This is a genomic window from Paenibacillus tianmuensis, assembly GCF_900100345.1.
Lineage (GTDB): Bacteria > Bacillota > Bacilli > Paenibacillales > NBRC-103111 > Paenibacillus_G > Paenibacillus_G tianmuensis.
Genome location: NZ_FMTT01000005.1, coordinates 106636 through 130706, shown reverse-complemented (window position 1 = coordinate 130706; position 24071 = coordinate 106636). Strand labels below are relative to the sequence as shown.

Sequence of the window (24071 nt, the reverse complement as noted above, 5' to 3'; positions counted from 1 at the left end):
ACATGCGGAGCATCCTTTTCTTATTTGCTTATCCTAGCTTAATGCGGGCAAATTTGCGTTTGCCGACCTGCACGATGTCGCCGCCCTGCGGTGCGAGCTCGGCGTTCGGATCGTCGATTTTCTCCTCGTTGATCTTCACCGCGCCCTGCTGTACGCTCCGGCGCGCCTCGCTGCCCGAGCTTTGCAGACCAAGCGTCACAAGCAGCTTCACAATACGGATTTTACCGTCTTCCAGCGCCTCCTGCGGCAAATCCACTTCCTGAATATCCTCCGGCAGCGCGCGCTGCTGGAAGACGGTCACGAAATGCTGCTGCGCTTCCTCCGCAGCCTGCTGCCCATGATACATCCGGACAAAAGTGTAAGCGAGCCGCATCTTGGCATCACGCGGATGAACGGTGCCGTTGCCAAGCCCGTCGCGAAGCTGCTGCAGCTCTTCGTTCGAAATGTCGGTCGCCAGCTCGTAATATTTAAGCATCAGCTCGTCCGGCACAGACATCGCTTTGCCGTAAATTTCATTCGGCTCTTCGTCGATTCCGATATAGTTGCCGAGGCTCTTGCTCATCTTCTGCACGCCGTCCAGCCCTTCAAGCAGCGGGTTCATGATCGCCACCTGCGCATCGACGCCATATTCCTTTTGCAGAGTACGACCCATCAGCAGATTGAACTTCTGATCCGTTCCGCCCAGCTCAATATCGCTCTTAAGCGCCACCGAATCATAGCCCTGCATCAGCGGATAGAAAAACTCGTGGATATGAATCGGCTGTCCGCCGGCATATCGCTTAGAGAAATCGTCCCGCTCCAGCATGCGCGCCACCGTCAGCTTGGCCGACAGCTCGACGACATCGACGAAGGTGAGCGGTCCGAGCCATTCCGAGTTGTAGAACAACTGAGTTTTTTGCGGGTCCAATATTTTATAAACTTGCTTCTGATACGTCTCCGCATTGCGTTTGACGTCATCTTCCGTCAACTGCTTGCGCGTCTCGGATTTGCCTGTCGGGTCCCCGATCCGCCCGGTGAAATCGCCGATGATAAGCTGCACCTGATGGCCGAACTCTTGAAACTGGCGCAGCTTGTGCAGCACGACCGTATGGCCGACATGAATATCGGGAGCCGAAGGATCGAGCCCCAGTTTTACTTTTAAAGGAGTTCCCGTTGCGACGGAGTCGATGACCTTCTGCTTCAATTCTTCCTCAGGCACGATCTCGACGACTCCGCGGCGAATCGTCTCCAGCTGACGGTTCACCTCCTCCTGCTGCTGCGGTGTCAATTGCTCCCATTTTGCCATGGTTCGTTCCTCCTGCTTGATCTCTAAATTTGCAATAAAATAAAAAAAGCCTCTCATCCCAAGGGACGAGAAGGCTTTGCTCGCGGTACCACCCTAATTAAAGCCCGGCAAACGAAACGGTATCATAAGGAGAACATACACTCCCTTTACTGAATTTCGTTACCAAGCTTTCACTTCATCGGATAACGGGCTGCTGCCCGATCGGAAGCTACTGACGGGCGGCTGTAACATGCCATTCCGCGGTTCCCTTCCGCTGCTCCGGACGGTAATTCGGTTTAAGGTCAGCTGCCGGTTCGCACCATCCACCGGCTCTCTGCAAGCTTAGTTCCTTATCCTACTAAGTCCATCACTGCATTTCAGCGGTATACAATTATCCCTAGTTATATCACATGGCCAAAACGATTGTCAAACCCCTCGATTCGAAGCGTCAAATCAGACCGACGTCAGCAAATCGTCATGGAAGAACGATATTGCGGCGGTGTGTAGCGGAGCGCTTTTATGCTATAATGTTAAAGAATGTTTTCCAATCAGGAGGAACTCGCTTTCATGGAAAAGGAGACAACACAGAAAAGGCCAAGATATCAAGTCATCTTGCTTAGAACTGGCAAATATACTCTACATACGATCAAGTGGCTTTTTATCGCCGGTTTGTTTGCGGGGTTGCTGGGGGCCGGCGCCGCTTTCGGTTATGTCAGCGCACTGATTAAAGATGATCCGATTCGGAGCAAGGAAACGATGATGGCGCAAATGCAGGACGACGCCTTAACCGGATTCGTATATTTCCGCGACGATGCGGTCGTCGGCCAGCTTCGTACCGAGGAAGACCGGCGGATGGCGGGCTTGAAGGATATTCCCCAGCCGGTGCTGGACGCCGTATTGGCGATCGAGGACAACGATTTTTATCAGCATCATGGCGTGGACATCAAAGGAACCGTCCGCGCGGTGCTCCAAAAACTGCTGAAAGATGACGTTCAGACCGGAGGCAGCACGATTACGCAGCAGGTTGCCAGACGCGTCTTTCTGACGCTGGATAAAGCCGACAGCCGCAAAGCCAAAGAAATTTTGCTTGCCATGCGCATGGAGCGCCTGATGCCAAAGGATGATATTCTGCTGGCCTACTTAAACAAAATTCCTTATGGCAACGGCTCGTCCGGCTATAACGTGTACGGCATTAAAGCAGCTGCCAAAGGGATCTTCAACATCGACGATCTCAGCAAGTTGAATATCGCGCAAGCCGCCTACCTGGCTGGTGTGCCTCAGCAGCCGAGCAATTTCTCGGCCTTCACCGGCAAAGGCGAGATCGACGGCGCGGCTTTCAAGCGCGCGGTTCAGCGCCAGCAGCTCGTGCTGAAGCGGATGCTGGAGGAAGGCAAAATCAACGAGCAGCAGTACCAGGAGGCGCTGCAGTTCGACTTGAAGGGCTCGCTAGCCGAGCGAGTCAAAAAAGCATACTCCACCTACCCTTTCCTGATGATCGAGGTGGAGAAGGAAGCGGCTAAGGCGCTGCTATCGGTCCAACAGCCGAAGCTGGACCCGCAGGACAATCCGGAGTTGTACAGCGAGGCGCTGAAAAGCGTACAAGCCCAATTGTCCCGGGGCGGCTATCACGTGTATACGACGATCGACAAAGACATCTATGAGTCGATGCGCAACATCGCACAGAATGATAATAACTTTACTCCTGAGGATAAAGTCAAAGGAATTGAGCAAATCGGCGCCGTCATAATGGACAGCAAAACCGGAGCCATTCTCGGCATGATGGAAGGCCGCGACTTTTTCAAGGAGCAGTTGAATCACGCGACACAGGCGCTCCGCCAGCCCGGATCGGCCATGAAGCCGATTGCCGCTTTTTTGCCCGCCATGGAGATAGGCGCCATTCAGCCAGCCTCGGTCATCGACGATGTTCCGATCATTCTCAAGGATGGCGGAAGAGGCTTTCACATTCCGGAAAACTGGGACAACAGTTACCATGGACTCATCACGGTCAGACGGGCGTTAAACCAGTCGTACAACATTCCGGCGATCAAGCTTTTCATTGAAGACGTCGGCATTAAAGAAGCCTGGGAATTTGCCAAAAAGATGGGGATCGTCTCCATTACCAAGGACGACTATCACGCCCAGACGGGCGTTATCGGCGGTTTGAAAAACGGAGTAACGGTCAAAGAGTTGACGAATGCCTACGCGACGATCGGCAACAAAGGCGTGTTCAACGAAACGTTCCTCATCCGCAAGATTACGGACTCCCAAGGAAAAGTCGTCTTCGAGCATCAGCTTAACCCGTCAACCGCCTTTTCCGAGCAAACGGCTTATTTGATGACCGATATGATGCGTACCGTCATTACGTCTGGTACGGCAACCGACCTGATGAAAAATTTCAAGCACTACGGCAAAATGCCGATCGTCGGCAAAACCGGTTCGACCCAGGACGACGCCGACGCTTGGTTTGTGGGCTACACGCCGGATATTACGCTGGGCGTCTGGGCCGGATATGACCAGCCGATTCATAAGCTGACCAAGAAAAGCGGTGGGACAAACCGGGCCAAAAATATTTTTGCGCTCGTTCTGGATGATGCCATTAATAAAAAACCTGAGCTGTTCCCGACAAAAGAGTTCGAGCGGCCAGACAATATCGTCACGGCGACCGTGTCCAGCCTTTCCGGAAAGCTGCCCAGCGGAGCGGCTTCGAGGGCGGGCAAGCTCGTCACGGATGTATTCAATAAAAAATTCATTCCGACGGAAGTAGATAACGTGATGGTAAGCTTGCCGATTATTGCGTATAACGGAATCAATTATATCGCACAAGACGGAACGCCAAGCGAATTTGTTCAGCAGAAGAGCGTGATCAAGCGGGAAAAACCGCTCGGACCTTTGTTTAGAGAGCTGGCAAGCGCCATGAACAGAGTCAAAGCGGACCGCCGCCGCAGTTTAGATTTTTATCGTCCGAAAGATTACCAGGACGATGCGCCTGCCGAGACCGATCCGCGGAAGGACGACGGAAATCCGCCGGCAGCGCCTACGACGGTCGTAGCGACCCAGACAGGCAGCACCAGCGTCATCACGTTCCAAGCGAGCTCAAGTGCCGATGCTGTCGGTTACCGTTTGTACCGTTCCGTCAATAACGGACCGTACCAGCGGATAAGCAAAGTCGTGATGGCCGGGGACGAGGCTAAATTTACGGATTCCGTCAACGGAGGAAACCTGTACGGTTATTACGTGACCGCTGTCGATGTAGCCGGTAACGAATCCGTACCAAGCAAAGCGGCTTACACGGACGGGACGTCCGTCGATCTATCGTCACTCCCCCCGGATGGAGGTCAGAAGACCGCTCCGGAGAGCAAACCGAGCGATGGAAAAAATAACGAAGGTGCAGGCGGTTCGGAGACCAGCAACGGCTCTGAACCGAAAAAGGAGCAAGGCGCCGGCAGCGGCTCCACCGACCATGGTGATCAGAAGGCCGTCAAGACGCCTCCGGCTGCGCCTACAGGATTGACGGCCAAGTCCACCGGCGGAGGCGTCGAGCTGAACTGGAAGGATAATGCCAGCAAAGAAAAAGTTAAGGAATACACGGTATACTACAGCGAAAAAGAAAACGGCAAGTTCGAGAAAATTGGTACGGTCGCGAATGCAACGCAATTCAAATACTATGCCGTCTCCTACGACGGCTATTACAAAATTTCCGCCACAAATGAAATCGGCGAATCCAAGCCTTCGGCGGCAGTGAAGTTCAAGAAATAACAGCACTGAAAAAAGGGATGCGGACCGCTTACGCGGTTCGTATCCTTTTTTGGATAATAAAAGAGAGGAACTCCGCCACTTGAAGCAGCGGAAATCCTCCCTTTCCATTGTTGAACGATATAAAGCCAATACCGGACGAGCTTCCTAGTCCTCGATGGTCGACAAGTCGCCTGTCGGCAAATTAAGCTCCCATGCTTTCAGCACGCGGCGCATAATTTTGCCGCTGCGGGTTTTCGGCAGCTTGTCTTTGAATTCGATTTCACGCGGCGCGGCGTGGGCGGACAAGCCTTCTTTGACGAACTTGGAAATATCCGTTTTAAGCTCTTCGGACGGCGCATAGCCTTCACGCAGAGCAATGAACGCTTTGATGATCTCGCCGCGCATCGGGTCCGGTTTGCCGATAACCCCCGCTTCGGCAACCGCCGGATGTTCGACCAGCTTGCTCTCCACCTCGAACGGGCCTACACGCTCCCCGGCCGTATTGATGACGTCATCGACGCGGCCTTGGAACCAGAAGTAGCCTTCCTCGTCCATATAGGCGGAATCACCCGAAATGTACCAGCCCGTAATCCGGAAATACTCTTCATATTTCGCCGGATTGTTCCAAATTTTGCGCATCATTGACGGCCAAGGCGTCTTGATCGCCAGATTGCCCATGCGGTATGGCGGCAGCACGTTGCCTGCATCGTCGATAATCGCTGCTTCGACGCCTGGAATCGGCTTGCCCATCGAGCCCGGACGGATCGCCATGCTCGGGTAGTTACAGATAAGATGTCCGCCTGTTTCCGTCATCCACCATGTGTCATGAATACGCTGATTGTACACCTTCAGTCCCCAGCGGACGACTTCCGGGTTCAGCGGTTCGCCTACGCTGAGCACGTGACGAAGGGAGCTCAAATCAAACTGCTTCACCGTATCGTCGCCGGCGCCCATCAGCATGCGGAAAGCCGTCGGGGCGCTATACCATACCGTGACCTTATATTTCTCGATCGTGCCGTACCAGTTCTGCGGAGAGAAACGGCCTCCGCGGATGACGTTGGTTGCACCGTTAAGCCATGGCGCAAAAATACCGTAAGACGTGCCGGTGACCCAACCCGGGTCCGCCGTACACCAATAAATGTCCTGCTCCTGAAGATCCAGCACGACACGCCCGGTATAATAATGCTGCAGCATGGCGTTATGGACGTGGAATACGCCTTTCGGCTTGCCGGTAGAGCCGGATGTATAGTGAATAATCAATCCGTCTTCACGGTCCACCCACTCGATCTCGAACTCTTCGGAAGCGGCAGCCATTTCTTTATAAAAATCGACTTGGCCTTCGGATAAAGACAGATCTTCTCCAACCAAGATTACATGCTTCAAATGCGGGAGGTCTTGAGCGGGCACACGCGAAAGCTGCGAAGGCGTCGTAATGATCGCCACCGCCTCGCTGTCCTCCAGCCGATCCTTGACGGCCGTCTCCATAAATGCTTCGAACAACGGTCCGACCACGGCTCCGACTTTGATCGTGCCGAACAAGGCAAAGTAAAGCTCCGGCGAGCGCGGCATGAAGATGAAGACCCGGTCGCCCTTCCCTACGCCAAGCTTGCGCAGAATGTTGCCGAATCGATTGGACTGGGCTTTCATGTCCTTAAATGTGTACTTTTCGTCTCGGCGGTCATCGCTGTAGTACAGAGCGATTTTATCTCCGAGCTGCGAATCGGCATGACGGTCAATCGCTTCATAAGCGACGTTCACCTTGCCGGTTTGGGACCATGTGAATGCCTTCTCGATATCCGCCCATTGAAATTGGGCTCGTTCTTCCTCGTAGTTTTTCATGTTGGGCGATGTTGCTACGGGTGCAATGATTTCGACATTCGTATGATCCATGACCATTTCCTCCCCAAAGCTCTCTTTTTTACTTTGATGAAACGCTTTCATACGCACTAAAACATATTATACCACAACACTTTTTATCCGACTATTTTTTTGTTATTCTTAAAGTGAAGTTCTGGAAGGGAGTGAATCGCCGCAGATGGAGCATGTTAAATTGTATCATTCCCGGGTTATTCCGTATCAGGACGGCGAAATCATCCTGGAAGGCCCCGTGCCGCCCGAGCAGCTCCGCAACTATACGATGCATCCGGATCTGGATGCGTTCCGAAGGCCCAAGGAGCAGTTCGAGGCGCTTGTCGAAATTGCCGGGCTGCCGGAGGGACGAATCGTTCTGGCGAGGATTTCGATGCAAATTGTCGGCTACGTCACATTCCATTATCCCGACGAGATGGAACGCTGGTCGGAAGGAAATATGGAGGATTTGATCGAGCTTGGCGCGATCGAGGTAGCGGACGACTATCGGGGGCTTGGCCTTGGCAAGAAGCTGATCCGTTTGGCCTTTGAGGATGAGCAGCTTGAGAATGTCATCACGTTTACGACCGAATATTACTGGCATTGGGACCTGGAAAAAAGCGGGCTTAACGTTTGGCAGTACCGGGATATGATGGAGAAGTTGATGAAAAGCGTCGATATGGTCTGGTATGCTACCGACGATCCGGAAATCTGCTCTCATCCGGCCAACTGCCTGATGGTGCGCATCGGCAAAAACGTGCCGCTGTCTTCCGTGGAGCAATTCGACCGGGTCCGATTCCGGCAGCGGTTTATGTACTGATGGGAGCGCGAATAGCATGAGTGCAAAAGCATTGTTTGTTTACGACGAGAATGAAGTCGCCTACAAGTTCAACGACAGTCACCCGTTTAATCAGCAAAGACTGGTGCTAACGGTCGATCTGTTGCGCAAGGCGAAAGCGCTGCCCGGCGACAGACTGATCCGGCCGATGCCGGCCGACGAAACGCAGCTTTGCTCGGTGCATTCGCAGGAATATGTCAATGCCGTCAAGGCATTAAGCGCTGACCAGCCGGCGGAAGAGTGGCTGCATTTGGCAGGAAAGTACGGGCTGGATACGGAAGATACGCCCTTTTTCCCGGGAATGCACCAGGCCACGTCCTTTGTGGTCGGAGGCTCGATTCGGGCGGTCGATGCCGTGCTCGGCGGAGAAGCCGGGCACGCGCTGCATTTGGGAGGCGGGCTGCACCATGCCATGCCGAGTAAAGGAGCGGGCTTTTGCGTCTACAACGATGCATCCGTAGCCATCGCGCATGCCAAGAGCAAGTATGGCGTGCGCGTCCTGTACATCGATACCGACGTACATCACGGCGATGGCGTTCAATGGAGCTTCTACACCGATCCGGACACCTGTACGTTCTCGATTCATGAAACGGGCAAATATTTGTTTCCCGGTACGGGAGCGGTGAACGAGCGCGGCGACGGGACGGGCTTCGGAACGACGATCAACGTGCCGATGGAGCCCTTTACCGAGGATGAATCGTGGCTGGAATGCTTCGAGGAGGTGCTTGTCAAGACGGCGGCGCAGTTTAAACCGGATCTTATCATTTCCCAGCACGGCTGTGATGCCCATGCCTACGATCCGCTGGCTCATATTCACTGCAGCATGGAAATTTATCGGGTGATGCCGCGCATCATCCACCAACTGGCACATGAGCACTGCCATGGCCGGTGGGTGGCGCTCGGCGGCGGAGGCTACGATATTTGGCGTGTCGTCCCGAGGGCCTGGAGCCTCCTGTGGCTGGAGATGAGCGAGCATCCCTTGCTCCAACAGCTGGAGCAGAACCCGGAGATGGCCCTGCCGGTCGACTGGGTAGCAAATTGGCAGCCGCATTTCGATGAAGCGCTTCCAACTACGTGGCTGGACGCGGCGCACACCTGGGTTCCGATTCCGAGGCGACAGGAAATAACCGAGAAAAACCGGCACACCAAAGAAATTGCCTCGCTTTATTTAGCCTAATCCTTTGGCTTGAGGCGCAATTTTTGCGGCATAACTGCCGTACAAGTACCTAGGTTCGTTCTATGAAGATACAAAATAGCCCGCGGCCATATTGGCGCGGGCTGTTTCGTGTTTTGGAGATTAGAACTGCACTTTCGACTCGATAAACGCTTTAAGCTCGCTGATCGGCATCCGCGTTTGCTCCATCGTATCGCGGTCGCGAACAGTCACTTGACCATCCTGCTCCGACTCGAAGTCGTACGTAATGCAGAACGGCGTACCGATCTCGTCATGACGGCGGTAACGCTTGCCGATCGAACCGGCTTCGTCATAGTCAACCAAGAAGTGCTTCGCCAAATCGGCAAATACTTGGTTCGCTCCCTCGGAAAGCTTCTTCGACAGCGGGAAAATCGCCGCTTTGTAAGGCGCCAGCGCCGGATGCAGATGCAATACCGTCCGGCTGTCGTCGCCTTCCAGCTTCTGCTCTTCGAACGCGTCAATCAGGAACGCCAGCGTTACCCGATCCGCACCGAGCGATGGCTCGATACAGTATGGAATATACCGCTCGTTCGTTTCTTGCTCAATATAGTTGAAATCTTCGCCGGAATGCGTCATATGCTGCTTCAAATCGTAATCCGTGCGGTCGGCGATGCCCCACAGCTCGCCCCAGCCGAACGGGAATTTGTATTCGATGTCCGTCGTCGCATTGGAATAGTGGGACAGCTCGTCGTCCGAATGATCGCGCAGTCGGATGTTTCCTTCCGTGATGCCGAGGCCCAAGAGCCAATCGCGGCAGAACGAACGCCAGTACTCGAACCATTGCAGGTCTTCGCCCGGCTTGCAGAAAAATTCGAGTTCCATCTGTTCGAACTCACGCGTACGGAAGGTGAAGTTCCCCGGCGTAATCTCGTTCCGGAAGCTCTTGCCGACTTGACCGATACCGAACGGCAGCTTTTTGCGCATGGTGCGCTGTACGTTTTTGAAATTGACGAAAATGCCCTGCGCCGTCTCCGGACGCATGTAAACGACATTCGTACTCGATTCGGTCACGCCCTGGAACGTTTTGAACATCAGGTTAAACTGGCGGATTTCGGTGTAATCCAACGCTCCGCAGTCCGGGCAAACGATCTTATGCTCGGCAATCAGCTTCTCCATCTCGGCAAACGACAGACCGTCGACGATCATTTCGATGCCTTTTTCCGCCAAGGCGTTCTCAATCAATTTGTCGGCGCGGTGACGCACTTTGCACTGCTTGCAGTCGATCATCGGGTCGTTGAAGTTGCCCACATGGCCGGATGCGACCCAAGCTTGAGGGTTCATCAGAATAGCCGCGTCAATACCGACATTGTACGGAGATTCCTGAATGAACTTTTTCCACCAGGCGCGCTTAATGTTATTCTTCAGCTCAACGCCGAGCGGACCGTAGTCCCATGTATTGGCAAGACCGCCGTAAATTTCGGAGCCCGGGAAAATAAAGCCTCTGTGCTTGGCCAAAGCGACCAATTGTTCCATCGATACGGATGACATCGTTATATTCTCTCCTTCTATTTCTCTGGTTTGGACCCCTTCCATTGTCCGTCAGACCTATGTCAGACGCTTGACAATCTGATCCACGATACGGTATGAGTTCTCGGAAGCCTGCACGGTGAATTCCGCAAAATTGACGTGCGCCGATCCGTCCGCCTTGTCGGACATGGAACGAATGATGACGAACGGGATGCCGTTCATGGAGCAAGCCTGTGCGACCGCCGCGCCCTCCATCTCGACGCATGCGCCTTGAAGCTCCTGATGCAGCATTTGGACCGTCTCCCGGCTGGCGATAAACTGGTCGCCCGAAAGCACCCGTCCTTTCTTAACCGCCCCGAACAGCTCCCGACTCGCTCCGGCCGCTGCGCTGCGCAGTCCCGTATCGGCAGCAAAAACCGACGTCGCCTCGTAAGGAATCGTCCCCCGCGGAAATCCAAGGGCCGTTACATCCATATCGTGCTGAAGGCACTCCGTCGACACCACGATATCGCCGACGTTCAGCGACGGGTCGACTGCCCCTGCCACTCCGGTGAAGATCACGGCTTCTACGCCGTATGTATCGATCAAAATCTGCGTCGTTACGGCAGCATTCACCTTGCCTACGCCCGATTTGCACAGAACGATGCTTTTACCGTGGAAAACGCCTTCGTAGAATGTAATCCCCGCCTTCGCGGATTCCCGCACCTGCTCCATATGCTCGTGGAACAGCTCGATTTCTTCCTTCATCGCGCCGATGACGCCTAGTTTACCGTACGTCAATCCAGAATCCCCCTTTTTACAAAAGAAAGTGGCTCATATTAGCGATGAGCCACCGAATTTCTATAAAGCACTTCATGCGGCAAAATAACCTGCGACAGCTCCGAAGCATCCTTCGTTTCTTTATTCATCAGCTTGGTCAGCAGCCGCATCGCCACGGCACCGATGTCGTACATCGGTTGAGCAACCGTTGTCAGCAGCGGACGAACCATCGAAGCCATCCGAATGTTGTCCACGCTGATGACAGACATGTCTTCCGGAACCTTCAAGCCGCTATCCTGCAGCGTGTGAATCGCTCCGATCGCCATCTCGTCCGTTGCCGCAAAGATCGCCGTAGGACGGTTGTCCAGCTCCAGAAAGTACTTCGTCACTTCAAGGCCCGATTCATAGCGGTAATTCCCGATGCGGACCAGCTCTTCGCGCAGCGGAATGTTCGCGGCTTCGAGCGCTTTCTTGTATCCTTGGTAACGGGCGAAACCGTTGGCCGGGTCCTGCAAAGTGCCGGAAATCATGGCGATATCGCGGTGTCCGTTTTCCAGCAGCACGTTCACGGCGTCGAACGCTGCCTTCTCATGGTCGATATCGACCGAAGGAATCGTCCGCTGTTCATCCGCCGTCGCACACAGCACCACCGGTACAGAAGACGTATTGAACGCCTGAATGTGTTCCTCGGTAATCGCCCCGCCCATGAAGAGCAGTCCGTCCACTTGCTTCTCCAGCAAGGTGTTAATCACGCGGATTTCTTTTTCCTTCTTCTTGTCCGCATTGGATAAAATAATATTGTAGTGGTACATATTCGCGATATCTTCGATGCCGCGTGCGACCTCGGAAAAGATCGAGTTGGAAATATCGGGAATGACCACGCCGACCGTTGTCGTTTTCTTGCTGGCTAAGCCTCTTGCCACGGCATTGGGACGATAGCCTAAACGCTCGATCGCCTCAAACACCTTCTTGCGCGTTTGCGGCTTCACGTTAGGGTTATTGTTGACAACCCTGGAAACGGTCGCCATGGAAACGCCTGCTTCTCTGGCTACATCATAAATTGTCACAGTCACGGCCATTCTCTCCATTGTTTTAAAAAGTATAATGCGATCATGTCATTTAGCCTTATCATACGACAAAATGCTTGTTTTCGCAACGAATTGGTCATAGTCCTATGAATATAGTATCAAAAAGACACAAAAAAAGCCAACTGCGGAGCAGCGGCTTTCAAAAATCGTGTACCGTTACCGAATGCTTGGCGATTTGCGACAGTCTTTTACGGACGTCGTCAATCCATACTTCATCGTCGAGCGACTGGGCCAACAGCAGCAGATCAAGCAGTTCGTTGATTCTTTCTTGGATGATTGTCTCTACAGGGTCGGCTGCCCTTTTTTTCTCCGTTACTTTGACCATCAAATGAGCGATTTCGCATACATCGTCAAACTGAAGCGATTGCTTCTCCGGTTTGCTGCCAATCTTGCTGATGAATCCGGTCAATTCCGGTTTCACTTCCGCAAACACCTCGCTGCGGTTGCAGGTGTCGCACGAGAAAATCGGGACGTTCCCGATCTCGACTTTGTTCTGATAAATGACGGTACGAAGACGAATGCTCATAGCCTTTCCGCACTTGCACGGCTTATGCAACAACTACCACTCCTTTTGGCAGCAACGCCAAACCTTTCTAAAACGATCAGAATCCATGATATCTGAAGGTTCCCGACAAACGCGCAGCCGTCATCTGGGACGGCGCATTCGTTTATCCTGCTTATGTACAAATATTCTACCTTGGCGAACAAACTCCTGCCACTGCGGGGTTAGTAATATTTAGCACACAGGCGCTCATAAGCGCGTCGGACAAAAGGCAGCGACAGTGTAAGCATCGCCAAGGCAGCTCCAATCGCATCGTTGCGCAAGTCCATAACATCCGGCGTGCGCCCGGGTACGAACGATTGGTGAAACTCGTCTGTCACCCCGTAAAGCACGCACAGCAGCACGACCGTAAGCTTCGGCAGGAAGGTCAGCCGCTTGGGACGGAGTGCCCATAAATAAGTCCAAGCCAATATAAAGTACGAAACGAAATGGCCCCAATCGAACCCTTCCATCGCAGGGATAATCCGGCGGATTTCAGACAGCCATCCCCCAAGATCGTCGCCGGTTCGCGAGGACGAATAAAAAATGACCGCCATCCACAGGACGGAAGGCAGCCACCTGACGATCATGTTCATCCCATATGCTCCTTGTTTGCACAAACTTTAGTTAGCCGCATATTGCGCCAAACGGTCTACGAACGCTTTGGTAAACGCCGGAAGATCCGGAGGTCTGCGTCCGGACACTATGTGCCGGTCGACGACCACTTCCTGATCGACCCAAATCGCGCCCGCATTTTCAAGATCGTCCTTAATGCCGGGTGTGGAAGTCATGGTGTAGCCCTGACATATTTTCGCCGATACGAGTACCCAGCCGGCATGACAAATGTGTGCAATCGGTTTTTCCGCTTCGTGAAATTCACGGGTCAGACGCAGCACCGAAGCATAGCGGCGCAGTTTGTCCGGCGCCCAGCCGCCCGGCACGTAAAGACCGATATAGTCTTCGGACTTCACTTCGTCCAAGGCATATTCGGTCGTCAGAGGAACGCCGTATTTTCCGTGATAGACGGTACCCGCCTTAGGGCCGGCCAAATGTACGTCAAGCCCGGATTCCCGCAGCCGCAGCACCGGGTACCACATCTCCAAATCTTCAAACTCTTCGTCGACAAACGCAAGCACTCGATGTCCCGAAAGATTCATCCTATTCTCTCCCAACTATGGTTCATATCATAAAATAAACAGCGCTTAAGAGAAACCGCAAGCGGGTCGCGTGCGGCCCGACTGATCGGTGATATCCGTTTCCAAATATTTGGCAAGGATGGTCATCACTTCGGCGCTGCTGGCACAGCCGGCCAACTCCTCCCAAATCTTCTCGCCGTCACTGTGTCTGCTTTGGAGCAGGCTGTTTTTTACCTTCAATATCGATTGCACCGACATGCTCAGGTCGGTAATGCCGAGCGCAATCCAAATCGGCAAAGCGCGGACATCCCCTGCCAGCTCGCCGCACACGCTGATATGCGTCCCGTGCTTGTGGGCATGATCCGCCGTAATCTTCAGCATGCGGAGCACCGACGGATGAAACGGGTCGTACAAATGCGCCACCGTCTCGTTCATCCGGTCGACAGCCAGCACGTATTGGACCAGATCGTTCGTTCCGATGCTGAAAAAGTCGACCTTTTGCGCCAGCAGATCGGAGATCATGACCGCCGCCGGAAGCTCGATCATAATGCCGACCTCAATGTCGGAGCGGAACGGGGTACCTTCCGCGGCAAGCTCCTGTTTCGCGTCCTCCAGCACCTCATTGGCTCGGCGCAGCTCGTCTAGCGAGGAAATCATCGGGTACATGATTTTCACGCTGCCGTAATGACTGGCCCGCAGTATAGCGCGAAGCTGCGTTTTGAACAAGTCGGTCCGGTCCAGCATGATCCGGATCGCGCGATAGCCGAGCGACGGATTCTCTTCCTCCGGCAAGGCCAGGTAATCGAGATGCTTATCCCCTCCGACGTCCAGCGTCCGAATGACAACCGGCTTGCCGTCCATCCGCTCGGCCACCTCGCGGTATACGGCAAACTGCTCCTCTTCTTCGGGGAAACTGCTGCGGTCCATGTACAAAAATTCCGTCCGGAACAAGCCGACGCCGGAAGCGCCGTTCTTCATGACCAGCTCCAGCTCCTTCACCGAGCTGATGTTGGCCGCCAAATGCATCTGCCTTCCGTCCTCCGTCCGGGTAGGCAAATAGGCCAGCTTTTGCAGCTGCTCCTGAACAGCTTTCCACGTTTCCTTGCGCGCCTTGTACTTCTCGATCACATCGTCGGCCGGATTTACATAGACGACGCCCTCGTCGCCGTCGATAATCAGATAGTCGCCGTTTTGAATCGGCGTTTGCAGCTTGCCCTCAAGCCCAAGAACGTACGGAACGCTCATCGCGCGGGCCATGATCGCCACATGCGACGTTTTGCCGCCCAGCATCGTGACCAGCCCTAACGCCAGATTCACGTCCAGATGCACCATTTGGGACGGAATCAGCTCTTTGGCTACGAGAATATAAGGCTGATCCTTGGGCGGCAGCGTCTCTTCGAGCGCTCCCAGCAGATGCTTGAGCAGCCGGTTGCCGACGTCTTTAATATCGAGCGCGCGCTCCTTCATATAGCCATCGTCAAGCAGATCGAACATGCCTACGAACTTGTCGATCGCTTCTTTGACGGCGACCTCGGCCGCTTTGTACTGCCGCTGCATGATCCCCTGCACTTCGTTCATGAATATCGGGTCTTCCAAGATGGCCAGATGCGCATCGAAAATTTGCGTCTGCTCCTCGCCCAGCACGCTGACGAATTCCTGTTTGATCAGTTCGATCTCATCCCTGGAATGGCGGATTCCGTCATATAACCTTTCGAATTCGTACGCCAAGTCCGTGACGTCGATCAGCTTCTCGGGAAAGTCCCATTCCCAGGTTGGAATAACGAAAGCTTTTCCCATCGCAATCCCCGACGAAGCTCCGATCCCCTCAACCATAAGCGTTCCCTCCCCCTGTAACTCCTGTTGTAGCGGTATTTTTCAGCATGACGGACATGACCGACGCCTGTCCTTTCTTCACGGCTTTATACGGCGCGAAGCTCCATGATCTCACCATATCGACGTTCGTGATGAGCATAGGCGTCGCGAGCGACTTGCAGTTTTTCTTCACCTTCTGCAGATTGAACTTGACGAGCAGCTGGCCGGGTTCGACCAGGTCTCCTTCTTTCACGTAGGCGGTAAAATATTTGCCCTGCAGGCCGGCCGTATCGATTCCGATATGGAGGAGCACTTGAAGTCCCTGCTCCGTTTCGATCCCGAGGGCGTGAAGCGTCGGATACACGTGAATGATTTTACCCGTTACCGGCGACACCAGCTCCCCTTTATCGGGGAAAAAGGCGACGCCGTTGCCCACCAGCTTGCCGGCAAAAATTTTGTCCGGCACTTCCTCCAGCGGAATCATCCGTCCCTGCATAGGCGAGCTGAACAGCACCTGCTGAATATCTTTGCGCATCGACTTGATCATCTCTTCGCGGATCAATTCCGAATACGTTCCGAACACAACCTGAACGTTGCCGCCGCCCAAACGGATGACGCCGGCCGCGCCGAGCAGCCGCAGCGCCGACACATCCATCTGCCGGTCGTTGACTAGCGTGAGCCGCAGGCGGGTAATACACGCTTCGATGTTGTTGATGTTTTCCTTGCCGCCAAGCGCCTGCAAAATCAATGGCGAACGATACGGAATGTCCCCGGCCCATTCTTCGAGCTGCGAACCCTCCTCGCGGCCGGGCGTCGGGATGCGGAAGCGGCGGATCGCCCAGCGGAACATCACATAGTAGACGAAGCCGTAAGCAAGCCCGATCGGAATCAGCAGCAGGCCGCGGGTCGACAAATGCAGATTGATCAAATAATCGATCGCTCCCGCCGAGTAGGAGAAGCCGTGGTGAATGTCGAGCATGTAAGCGATCCACATCGCCAATCCCGAAAGAATGGCATGAACGAAAAACAAATATGGCGCCACGAACAAAAACGCAAACTCAATCGGCTCGGTCACCCCGGTCAAGAAGCAGGCAAAAGCCGCCGTCAGGAACGTCGTGCGAATTTTCGGCTTTAAATCCTCGCGCGCTTCCTGAATAATCGCCAAGGCAATGGCGGGCAGCGCGAACATCATGATCGGATACAAGCCGGCCATATACAGTCCCGCCGTCGGGTCTCCGGCGAAGTAACGTGGCAAGTCGCCGAATACCGGTTGTCCTTGCGCATCGTTGTACGCGCCGAGCTGAAACCAAAAAAAGTTGTTAAACACGTGATGCAGTCCGGATGGGACCAGGAGTCGGTGAATGATGCCGTATAAAAATGCGCCGAAGCCGCCGAGCCCCAATATAAAATTCGTGAGCTTCTCCATCCCGGTTTCGAGCGCAGGGCCGAATTGGATCATCAGTAAAATCAATAAAAAGATGGCAAGCCCCATCAGCAGCGGCACCAGGCGGGGACCGCCGAAAAATTGAATCGATTCGGGAAGCTGAATATGCTTTACCCTATGATAAATGACGGCGGCCAGCAAACCGATCAGGATGCCACCGGGAACGCCGAGCTGAAACGAATCGCCGAGGTAACGCTGCGTCGCTTCGCTGAACATGTAATGCCCGATAAGCGCCGACATGCCTGCGATTCCTGCGCTTTCCGTCAACCCGAGAGCGACGCCAACCGCAAAAATAAGCGGCAAATACGTAAAGATCGTTGTGCCGCATAGCAATAAAATTTCCCCGACGCGGGGCATATGAATCTGATCCCAAGGCAAGGTACCCAGGCGCAGCAAGATAGCGGCAACGGGAAGGGTGATGGTCGGCAGCATGAGCGACCGGCCAAGCTGCTGCAAGTTTCCCATCCAATTCAAATCGGTCCGTTCCCCCTTTCATACTAACGATGGTACGCTCATAACCGTTTTTTGTCAAACCGTAAGTTCAGGGAAAACGCAAAGAAGACGGGCCGCTCGGGCCCGCCTGTTCGAGGCTGCTTGCCGATTAAAATTAGAATCTGCTAAAGCCCATGCCGCTTGCGCCGATGCCGAATTGGCTTTGAGCCGGTTGGCTGGAGTCGGAACGAAGATAAGCGTCATGGCCTTGTTGATTGCCGCGGTAGTGGGCCGTATGGTACGATTGCGGGCTTTGGAATTGGGAATACGATTGCCCGGAAATACCATAAGGCTGGCTAAATTGGGCTTGGCCTGCAAAGCTTGCCGCGCCGTATTGAGCTGCACCGATGCCATATTGGCTTTGCGCCGGCTGCGTGGAATCGGAACGCAGGTAAGCGTCATGGCCTTGCTGGTCCCCGCGGTAGTTCGCCGTATGGTACGATTGCGGGCTTTGATACTGCGAGTACTGTTGTGCGGCGCCGAAGGAAGATACACCGTATTGGGCTGCGCCGATGCCGAATTGGCTTTGAGCCGGCTGCGTGGAATCGGAACGAAGATAAGCGTCATGGCCTTGTTGGCTGCCGCGGTAGTTAGCCATATGGTACGATTGCGGGTTTTGGAATTGGGAATACTGCTGTCCCGCTCCGTATTGCTGGCCGATTCCGGATGGATTCAAGGACTGGTTGTATTGGGATTGTACATAACCGACCGGCTGGTATTTCGTGTATTGGGAGCTTGCAAGACCGGCCGTACCCGATGGGTTGTGAAAGCTGCTTTGGTAGCCTTGTTGGTACATGCGACAAAATCCTCCTCGAAGTTTATTATAGGAAGTCTTCCGGTGCTGGGTCGTTGTTCCGTTCCATTCCAGAAGCCTTTCTTATTGTCTTCAAGGAGGATTTATTTTATTACTTGCCGCTTATTTTTTTTAGGATTATTCGGGACAAACTTCCTGCTTTAACTGCCGGGCGGCCAAGCAAGGATCGCTTTGCCGAACGATGGCCGATACGACGGCTACTCCGTCTGCGCCGGCCTGAATGACGGGCGTCGCATTGGAAACGTCAATGCCTCCGATCCCGACCATGCTGATATGCGGCCAGCGCTGCTTGATCTCCGAAATCAACCCGGTGCCTATCGGCGCTCCGGCATCCCCTTTCGTAAGGGTGGAATAGACGGCGCCCACACCCAAATAATCTGCGCCTTGAGCCATAGCCCACTCCGCCTCAGCCATCGTGCTGCAGGAGATGCCGATAATCTTATCCTCGCCAAGCAGCTTGCGGGCTTCCGAGCCGGGCAGATCGTCTTGGCCGACATGCACGCCGTCGGCGTCCAGCGCAAGCGCCACATCGACCCGGTCGTTCACCAGAAACGGGACGCCATATTCCCGACAAAGCTCCCGCAGCGCTCTGCCCTTCTCGATGACGCGGGACAAAGTCGCTTGTTTTTCGCGAAGTTGGATCATCGTAACGCCGCCGTCCAGTGCGGCCCGGGCAATATCAAGCGCCGACCGCCCTTCGTGGCCCGAAAGATCCATAACCAAATAAACCGATAAATAATGACGTACGTCTGGCTGGAACAAATTATTTCCCTCCGGGCAGCAAAATCGAATCTTCTACTTTGATGCAGCGGTCCATGATCACTTCAAGACCGCCGGCGAGGGCAATATCCGCCGCTTCATCGTTAAAGATGCCCTGCTGTAGCCAGAACACCTTGGCCCCGATCCGCACCGCTTCCTCGGCTACGGGAACGACCGTTTCGCTGCGGCGGAAGACGTTCACGATATCGACCGGTTCGGGAATATCGACGAGCGAAGCGTAGCAAGTTTCCCCCAAAATCGCTCCGCTTACGGTTGGATTGACCGGAATAATGCGGTAGCCTTTCTTTTGCATGGCCTCCGCAACCATGTAAGATATGCGATCGGGATTGTCGGACAGACCGACGACCGCTACGTTGCCGGCTCCTGCCAATAGTTCTTTGATTCGTTCGCGGGGCGGATTTTCAAAAGCCACGATGCTTCGCTCCTCGCTTCATGAATTATTTCGCCTTCGTATAGCTTAGCGCTTGGCGTCCCATGGCATCCCATGTTGCGATAAACGCTTCTTTGTCGATTTTTTTGTTGCTTTGACCGGCAAGCGGGTCGTTGACATATACGTACTGTTCGTCAAAGCCAACCAGCAGCACCGCATGCTCCATAAAGGTCGTCTCGATCGGACCGATCGGCGTATCCCACACGACCCATTTGTCCGGAACCTTATAATCGATCGTCGTCCAAACGACGGACGGAATCCCCTGAATCAATTGGTCTTCAAGCTTCGAGAACGGCTCCTTGGTCAGATCTTTCGCCGTCGGAACATAGTCCTTAAGCAGCTCGAACAATGCGGTATGATAGATCCCGAATCCTTTGGCAGCACCCGTCACTTCCCCGACGAATCCGGTGTTCGGGTTGCCCCAATAAGCGATTGAGCCGTTTTTATTATAACGGATCGGCGTCGGATCTTTTTTCATCTCGGGGACCAAATCCATCTTGGATTTGTTTACGCCGTAAAATTGCAGCAGCATCGCAAGACTCGTCACCTCGCATCCGGAAGGAAGCTCGGGCCGCTGCCGAATATGCGGCGCTTCCAGCAATACGCTCTTCGGCCGCTCGACAGGCTTCGCCGCAGGCGGTGCAGCGGTTGCGGCTGCCTTAGCTGCGGCAGCTTCTTGCTCCGCGTAGGCGACGGCCGGGTCCCGGTACCATGTCTGTCCCGTTAGTTTAGCGTAAAGCAGTACGCCAAATACACCGCTGGCAAAAAGTAGCCCTGTGATGAGAAATAAAGCAAGCGTGACCTGAATTCCTTTCCATAATACGGTCACGTCCTTCACCGCCTTGTTACGATCAGCATGCCGATCATGATGATGGGTTAAGCAACGCCGACGTGCGGCGCCTTACTCTTGAACCAGATCGATCTGCGCCCCGAGCGACAGCAAATGCTCGAAGTAATGCGGGTAAGACTTGGCCACATGGTGCGCGTCGTTAATAATCAAGCCTTGCTCGGAGCGGAGGCCAACGATGGTAAGCGCCATGATGACGCGGTGGTCGTAGTGCGCGTTAATTTCGACGCCGCCCGTTACGCCCTGCGGACGCCCGTGGACGATAATCTCGCTTTGTCGTTCTTCCACATCCGCCCCGGCTTTGCGCAGCTCGTTGACAAAATCCGTAATCCTGTCGCATTCCTTGTACCGCAGGTTTTCTACATTGTAGAAGCGGGACGTGCCTTCCGCGAACACCGCCGCAGCAACCATCGCCAGCACAGCGTCGGTGAAATGATCCCCGTCAAATTCGCCCGCGGTCAGCTTCTGATTGCCGCGAATCCGAACGGCATCGTTCTCGTGGGTAAGATCGACGCCCATCGCGCGGAGCACATCGACGACGGCCCGCTCGCCCTGCTTGCTTTGCTCCGCCAGATGAAGCACCGTGACGTCCGAATGCGTCACGGCCGCAGCAGCCAGGATGGCGGCAGAGCCCGGATAATCGCCCTGAACCGTATAGTTTTGGGGCTTGTATTCCTGTTTGCCGGGAATTTTATAATGCATCAAATCGTCGGACGCTTCGATTTTCACGCCTGCTTGGGCAATGACTTCCAACGTCTGGCCGACGATAATTTTCGATTTCAGATCGTGCAGTACCGTAATTTCGCTATCCTCGTCCAGCAGAGGAGCAACGAACAGCAAAGAGCTTAAAAATTGCGAGCTAACGTTCCCGGAAACGGTAATTTTGCCGCCCCGCGGATGACCGCCCCGAATCGTAAGCGGCAGCTTTCCTTCACGGTGCTCGACCTCGACTCCCATCTGCTTCAGGGCGTCGATCAGATCGTCATGGGGCCGTTTGCCGAGGGAGTCCGGGTAAGCGTTAATAAACGTCACCTCCGGGCAAAAAGCGGCGACCGACATCAAGAAGCGGAGCACCGCTCCCGCATTGCCGACATTCAGCTCACTCACATGCTTCGGATGACGGCCAAAGCCGCGGATCGTCATCTTTTCGTCGTCCTCTTCCAGGTCGGCGCCCAAGTCCCGGATGCAGCGACGCATCGCGTCACTATCCTCACTGTGAGCCGGATAGTAAATCGTGCTCGTCCCGTCCGCAAGCGCGGCGATGAGCAAATAGCGGGTCGTGTAGTTTTTGGAAGACAGCGCGTTAATCGTCCCGCCCAGACGCGGGGTCGGTTTGACAATGGCTTTCATCGTAAAGTATCTCTCCTTGTCCGTCAGAGCTTTATATATGTAAGTGAAAGGATATAGCCTGCGTAAGCAAGCAGCAAACCGAGTGTATACGACAGCCCCATATACAGCCAGGCCGTCCGGCTTTCGCCTTGGCGAAGCAGTGCTTCGCTTTCCAGCTTTAGCGTCGAAAAGGTCGTGAATGCTCCCATAAATCCGCTGCCAAGGAGCGCCATCCATCGGCCGTCCGCCCCTCCTCCCCACAGGACGCCCAACAAGAACGAACCGGCCAGATTGACCGTCAGCGTTCCGTATGGCAGAGAAGTTCTAAGCCGTTCCGCGATCCGGCTGCCGATCCAATACCTTGCCACGGCGCCGGCAAAGCCTCCTGCGCTTACGAGCAGCAACGTTCCTAACGTATTCGACATCATTCCTCAGAACCCCTTTTTACCGCCGTCAAATTTAAGCTGAACCGGCGTCCGAGACGAATGCAGCCGATTCCGCCCCACAGGCTAACGATAAAATAGAGCGCCGCGATCGTCCAAAGCTGCTGCTGGAGCATGGATACGAGCTCCCAGCTTAATGTCGAGAAGGTCGTAAACGCTCCGATGAATCCGGTTGTCAGCGCGGCGCGAAGGTCCGGATATCGCTTCAAACCGGGCAAATAGGCTAAAAAGCCAAGCACCAGGCAGCCGGCAAGGTTACATAACAGCGTTCCCCACGGCAGCGAGGCGACCTGCTGCGGATTCATCACGACAGACAATCCGTACCGTGCCAGCGCTCCGGCGATTCCCGCCAGACCTATATAAAGTACGGTCATCCGATTTCGTCCCCATTCGAAATTAGCGTTATCAACGACAGCCGTTCCGCTTTGTTTGACACGCTGCCGTTTTCTTTTTATGATGAAGGCAAGTCGGCCGCAAGCCGAACGAGAAGGAGGCTATATTGATGCATACGATTACCCCGCAAGAAGTCAAGCAACGGCTTGAAAACGGCGAAAAGCTTACCATCATCGACGTGCGCGAACCCGAAGAAGTCGCGCTCGGCATGATTCCGGGCGCCAAGCATATTCCTTTGATGGAAATCCCTCAGCGCCTTGGCGAAATCCCGCAGCACAGCGAAACGATTCTCGTCTGCCGCAGCGGCAATCGCAGCGGACGGGCGTTTGAATACTTGGAAGCCCAAGGCTTCACCGGGCTTGTCAACATGACCGGCGGTATGCTGGAGTGGGAGCAGCTTTAAGCCCGCTCCAAACGGCTGTAAATCTCATCGACGATCTGCCCGACGGTCTTGCCGTCCGTATCCACATGGAGATCCGCAAAATCGTACGCGTGCTTGCGGCTCTCCATGATGTGGCGTACGCGGTCTTCAACTCCGCCTTGCAGCAAAGGACGGCTCTGATCGGACCGGACCCGCTCGATGATCGTTTCGGCGGACGCTTTCAGCGCAACAACCAGGCCGCTGCGTTTCATGAAAATCCGGTTTTGCTCTGCAAGAACGGCCCCGCCTCCGGTCGCTACCACTTGATGCCGACCTTGCAGCGTCCGTTCGATCGTCTCGCTTTCGGCTTTGCGGAAGAAGAGCTCTCCGAGCTCCGCAAACATTCGGGTAATGTTCATTCCCTGCGCCCGCTCAATGGAAGCGTCCGTATCCTCGTACACCCAGTTCAGCCTCGAAGCGAGTGCTTGTCCGACGGAGGATTTTCCGGTTCCCATCATACCGACCAACACGATGTTACGGTATTCCACTCTCCTGCACCTCTGACTTTCGTATCATTCAACTGACCCTATCATATCATAGCCGACACCATGTGAATAGAAAGGTTGGCAAAATCATAAGATGATTGTGAATAAATTCCAGCCAGATCAGTCATGATGTTTAATGCATATTTCCCGAAGGGAGAACACGGTCATATGACGCAAAGCGCTCTATCCCAAACCCGTGCGGCCGGTCCGGACTGGACCGAGCTCAAGCTGGAACAAATCATGGATCCCACAAGGCCCTTATGCCGAGAGGAAATCGTCTGGATGCTGGAGTATATTAAAAAAAAGGTGGCCGAGGAAGACCCGAACTTGACGGATCTTTCCCAGCCACGGCTGCTTAAAAACTTTAGATATTTCGCCGAAATCGCTTTGATGCTCATTCAGCGTCGGAGCGGCCACGATATGGAAGCCGACCGGCTCAAGAGCTGGCTGTACGAGGCGTCCTTCGGTCTGCATCCGGTCAAGCCGGACCGCATCAAAAGGCACCTGTAG

The 24071-nt window shown here is 54.3% G+C and carries 23 protein-coding genes and 1 other annotated feature; of the genes, 5 read left to right on the top strand and 18 right to left on the bottom strand.

The features are described 5' to 3' along the window. Positions 1 to 28 precede the first annotated feature (28 nt). On the bottom strand, positions 29 to 1285 hold the full coding sequence (gene tyrS, locus BLO51_RS05305) for a tyrosine--tRNA ligase (protein WP_090667894.1): 1257 nt from the start codon (positions 1283 to 1285) through the stop codon (positions 29 to 31). Between the two features lie 58 nt (positions 1286 to 1343). Continuing rightward, positions 1344 to 1644: a binding site (T-box leader), on the bottom strand. A 187-nt stretch (positions 1645 to 1831) separates the two neighbouring features. On the opposite strand from tyrS, the gene BLO51_RS05300 reads away from it, so the two are divergent. Beyond that, a complete protein-coding gene (locus tag BLO51_RS05300; protein ID WP_174551198.1) occupies positions 1832 to 5020 on the top strand; it encodes a transglycosylase domain-containing protein in 3189 nt (1062 codons plus the stop codon). Positions 5021 to 5164: 144 nt separating this feature from the next. On the opposite strand, the gene acsA is transcribed toward BLO51_RS05300, so the two are convergent. After that, the gene (acsA, locus tag BLO51_RS05295; RefSeq protein ID WP_090667887.1) at positions 5165 to 6889 is read right to left on the bottom strand and encodes an acetate--CoA ligase; all 1725 of its coding nucleotides are present in this window, start codon (positions 6887 to 6889) and stop codon (positions 5165 to 5167) included. Positions 6890 to 7034: 145 nt separating this feature from the next. Here acsA and BLO51_RS05290 point away from each other — a divergent pair, with 145 nt between their 5' ends. Then, positions 7035 to 7667, top strand: coding sequence for a GNAT family N-acetyltransferase (locus BLO51_RS05290; protein WP_090667884.1), 633 nt, complete (start codon positions 7035 to 7037; stop codon positions 7665 to 7667). Between the two features lie 16 nt (positions 7668 to 7683). Beyond that, positions 7684 to 8862 (top strand): acetoin utilization protein AcuC, encoded by a 1179-nt coding sequence (locus tag BLO51_RS05285; protein ID WP_090667880.1) that lies wholly within the window; start codon positions 7684 to 7686, stop codon positions 8860 to 8862. A 120-nt stretch (positions 8863 to 8982) separates the two neighbouring features. Here the strand turns inward: BLO51_RS05285 and BLO51_RS05280 are convergent, their stop codons facing one another. From BLO51_RS05280 to crcB (BLO51_RS05210), 15 genes are all read right to left on the bottom strand, one after another. Beyond that, positions 8983 to 10368 (bottom strand): glycine--tRNA ligase, encoded by a 1386-nt coding sequence (locus tag BLO51_RS05280; protein WP_090667877.1) that lies wholly within the window; start codon positions 10366 to 10368, stop codon positions 8983 to 8985. A 57-nt stretch (positions 10369 to 10425) separates the two neighbouring features. Further along, positions 10426 to 11127, bottom strand: a complete 702-nt coding sequence (locus tag BLO51_RS05275) for a 5'-methylthioadenosine/adenosylhomocysteine nucleosidase (protein ID WP_090667874.1) — start codon at positions 11125 to 11127, stop codon at positions 10426 to 10428. Between the two features lie 38 nt (positions 11128 to 11165). Beyond that, complete coding sequence (gene ccpA / locus BLO51_RS05270; RefSeq protein ID WP_090667871.1) at positions 11166 to 12194, bottom strand: catabolite control protein A; 1029 nt, start codon at positions 12192 to 12194, stop codon at positions 11166 to 11168. Positions 12195 to 12333: 139 nt separating this feature from the next. Then, positions 12334 to 12750: a hypothetical protein gene (locus BLO51_RS05265; protein WP_090667868.1), complete on the bottom strand. Its 417-nt coding sequence runs from the start codon at positions 12748 to 12750 to the stop codon at positions 12334 to 12336. Between the two features lie 170 nt (positions 12751 to 12920). Next, the gene (locus tag BLO51_RS05260; protein WP_090667864.1) at positions 12921 to 13331 is read right to left on the bottom strand and encodes a VanZ family protein; all 411 of its coding nucleotides are present in this window, start codon (positions 13329 to 13331) and stop codon (positions 12921 to 12923) included. 27 nt (positions 13332 to 13358) lie between these two features. After that, positions 13359 to 13892, bottom strand: coding sequence for a type 1 glutamine amidotransferase domain-containing protein (locus BLO51_RS05255; protein ID WP_090667861.1), 534 nt, complete (start codon positions 13890 to 13892; stop codon positions 13359 to 13361). Between the two features lie 45 nt (positions 13893 to 13937). Further along, complete coding sequence (gene ptsP, locus BLO51_RS05250) at positions 13938 to 15704, bottom strand: phosphoenolpyruvate--protein phosphotransferase (RefSeq protein ID WP_090667858.1); 1767 nt, start codon at positions 15702 to 15704, stop codon at positions 13938 to 13940. Then, positions 15697 to 17601 carry a glucose PTS transporter subunit IIA gene (locus BLO51_RS05245; RefSeq protein WP_090667855.1) on the bottom strand — a complete coding sequence of 635 codons (1905 nt, stop codon included), beginning with the start codon at positions 17599 to 17601 and terminating at the stop codon, positions 15697 to 15699. The genes ptsP and BLO51_RS05245 overlap by 8 nt, the downstream gene beginning before the upstream one ends. A 133-nt stretch (positions 17602 to 17734) precedes the next feature. Continuing rightward, on the bottom strand, positions 17735 to 18415 hold the full coding sequence (locus BLO51_RS05240) for a hypothetical protein (RefSeq protein WP_090667853.1): 681 nt from the start codon (positions 18413 to 18415) through the stop codon (positions 17735 to 17737). Between the two features lie 135 nt (positions 18416 to 18550). Then, positions 18551 to 19195 carry a thiamine phosphate synthase gene (gene thiE, locus BLO51_RS05235; RefSeq protein WP_090667852.1) on the bottom strand — a complete coding sequence of 215 codons (645 nt, stop codon included), beginning with the start codon at positions 19193 to 19195 and terminating at the stop codon, positions 18551 to 18553. A 1-nt stretch (position 19196) separates the two neighbouring features. Then, positions 19197 to 19625 (bottom strand): CoA-binding protein, encoded by a 429-nt coding sequence (locus tag BLO51_RS05230; protein WP_090667848.1) that lies wholly within the window; start codon positions 19623 to 19625, stop codon positions 19197 to 19199. Between the two features lie 25 nt (positions 19626 to 19650). Then, positions 19651 to 20472 (bottom strand): C39 family peptidase, encoded by an 822-nt coding sequence (locus BLO51_RS05225; RefSeq protein ID WP_174551197.1) that lies wholly within the window; start codon positions 20470 to 20472, stop codon positions 19651 to 19653. A gap of 72 nt (positions 20473 to 20544) precedes the next feature. Next, positions 20545 to 21840, bottom strand: a complete 1296-nt coding sequence (aroA, locus tag BLO51_RS05220) for a 3-phosphoshikimate 1-carboxyvinyltransferase (RefSeq protein ID WP_090667842.1) — start codon at positions 21838 to 21840, stop codon at positions 20545 to 20547. Between the two features lie 23 nt (positions 21841 to 21863). Next, positions 21864 to 22244 (bottom strand): fluoride efflux transporter CrcB, encoded by a 381-nt coding sequence (gene crcB / locus BLO51_RS05215; protein ID WP_245719537.1) that lies wholly within the window; start codon positions 22242 to 22244, stop codon positions 21864 to 21866. After that, positions 22244 to 22636, bottom strand: coding sequence for a fluoride efflux transporter CrcB (gene crcB, locus BLO51_RS05210; protein ID WP_090667836.1), 393 nt, complete (start codon positions 22634 to 22636; stop codon positions 22244 to 22246). The genes crcB (BLO51_RS05215) and crcB (BLO51_RS05210) overlap by 1 nt, the downstream gene beginning before the upstream one ends. A gap of 128 nt (positions 22637 to 22764) precedes the next feature. On the opposite strand from crcB (BLO51_RS05210), the gene BLO51_RS05205 reads away from it, so the two are divergent. Next, positions 22765 to 23058: a rhodanese-like domain-containing protein gene (locus BLO51_RS05205; protein ID WP_090667833.1), complete on the top strand. Its 294-nt coding sequence runs from the start codon at positions 22765 to 22767 to the stop codon at positions 23056 to 23058. Here BLO51_RS05205 and BLO51_RS05200 read toward each other — a convergent pair. Continuing rightward, positions 23055 to 23564, bottom strand: coding sequence for a shikimate kinase (locus BLO51_RS05200; RefSeq protein ID WP_090667830.1), 510 nt, complete (start codon positions 23562 to 23564; stop codon positions 23055 to 23057). The genes BLO51_RS05205 and BLO51_RS05200 overlap by 4 nt on opposite strands. 165 nt (positions 23565 to 23729) lie before the next feature. Between BLO51_RS05200 and BLO51_RS05195 the strand changes: the two genes are divergently transcribed. Next, entirely contained in the window at positions 23730 to 24071 is a 342-nt protein-coding gene (locus tag BLO51_RS05195; protein ID WP_090667826.1) for a hypothetical protein, read from the top strand.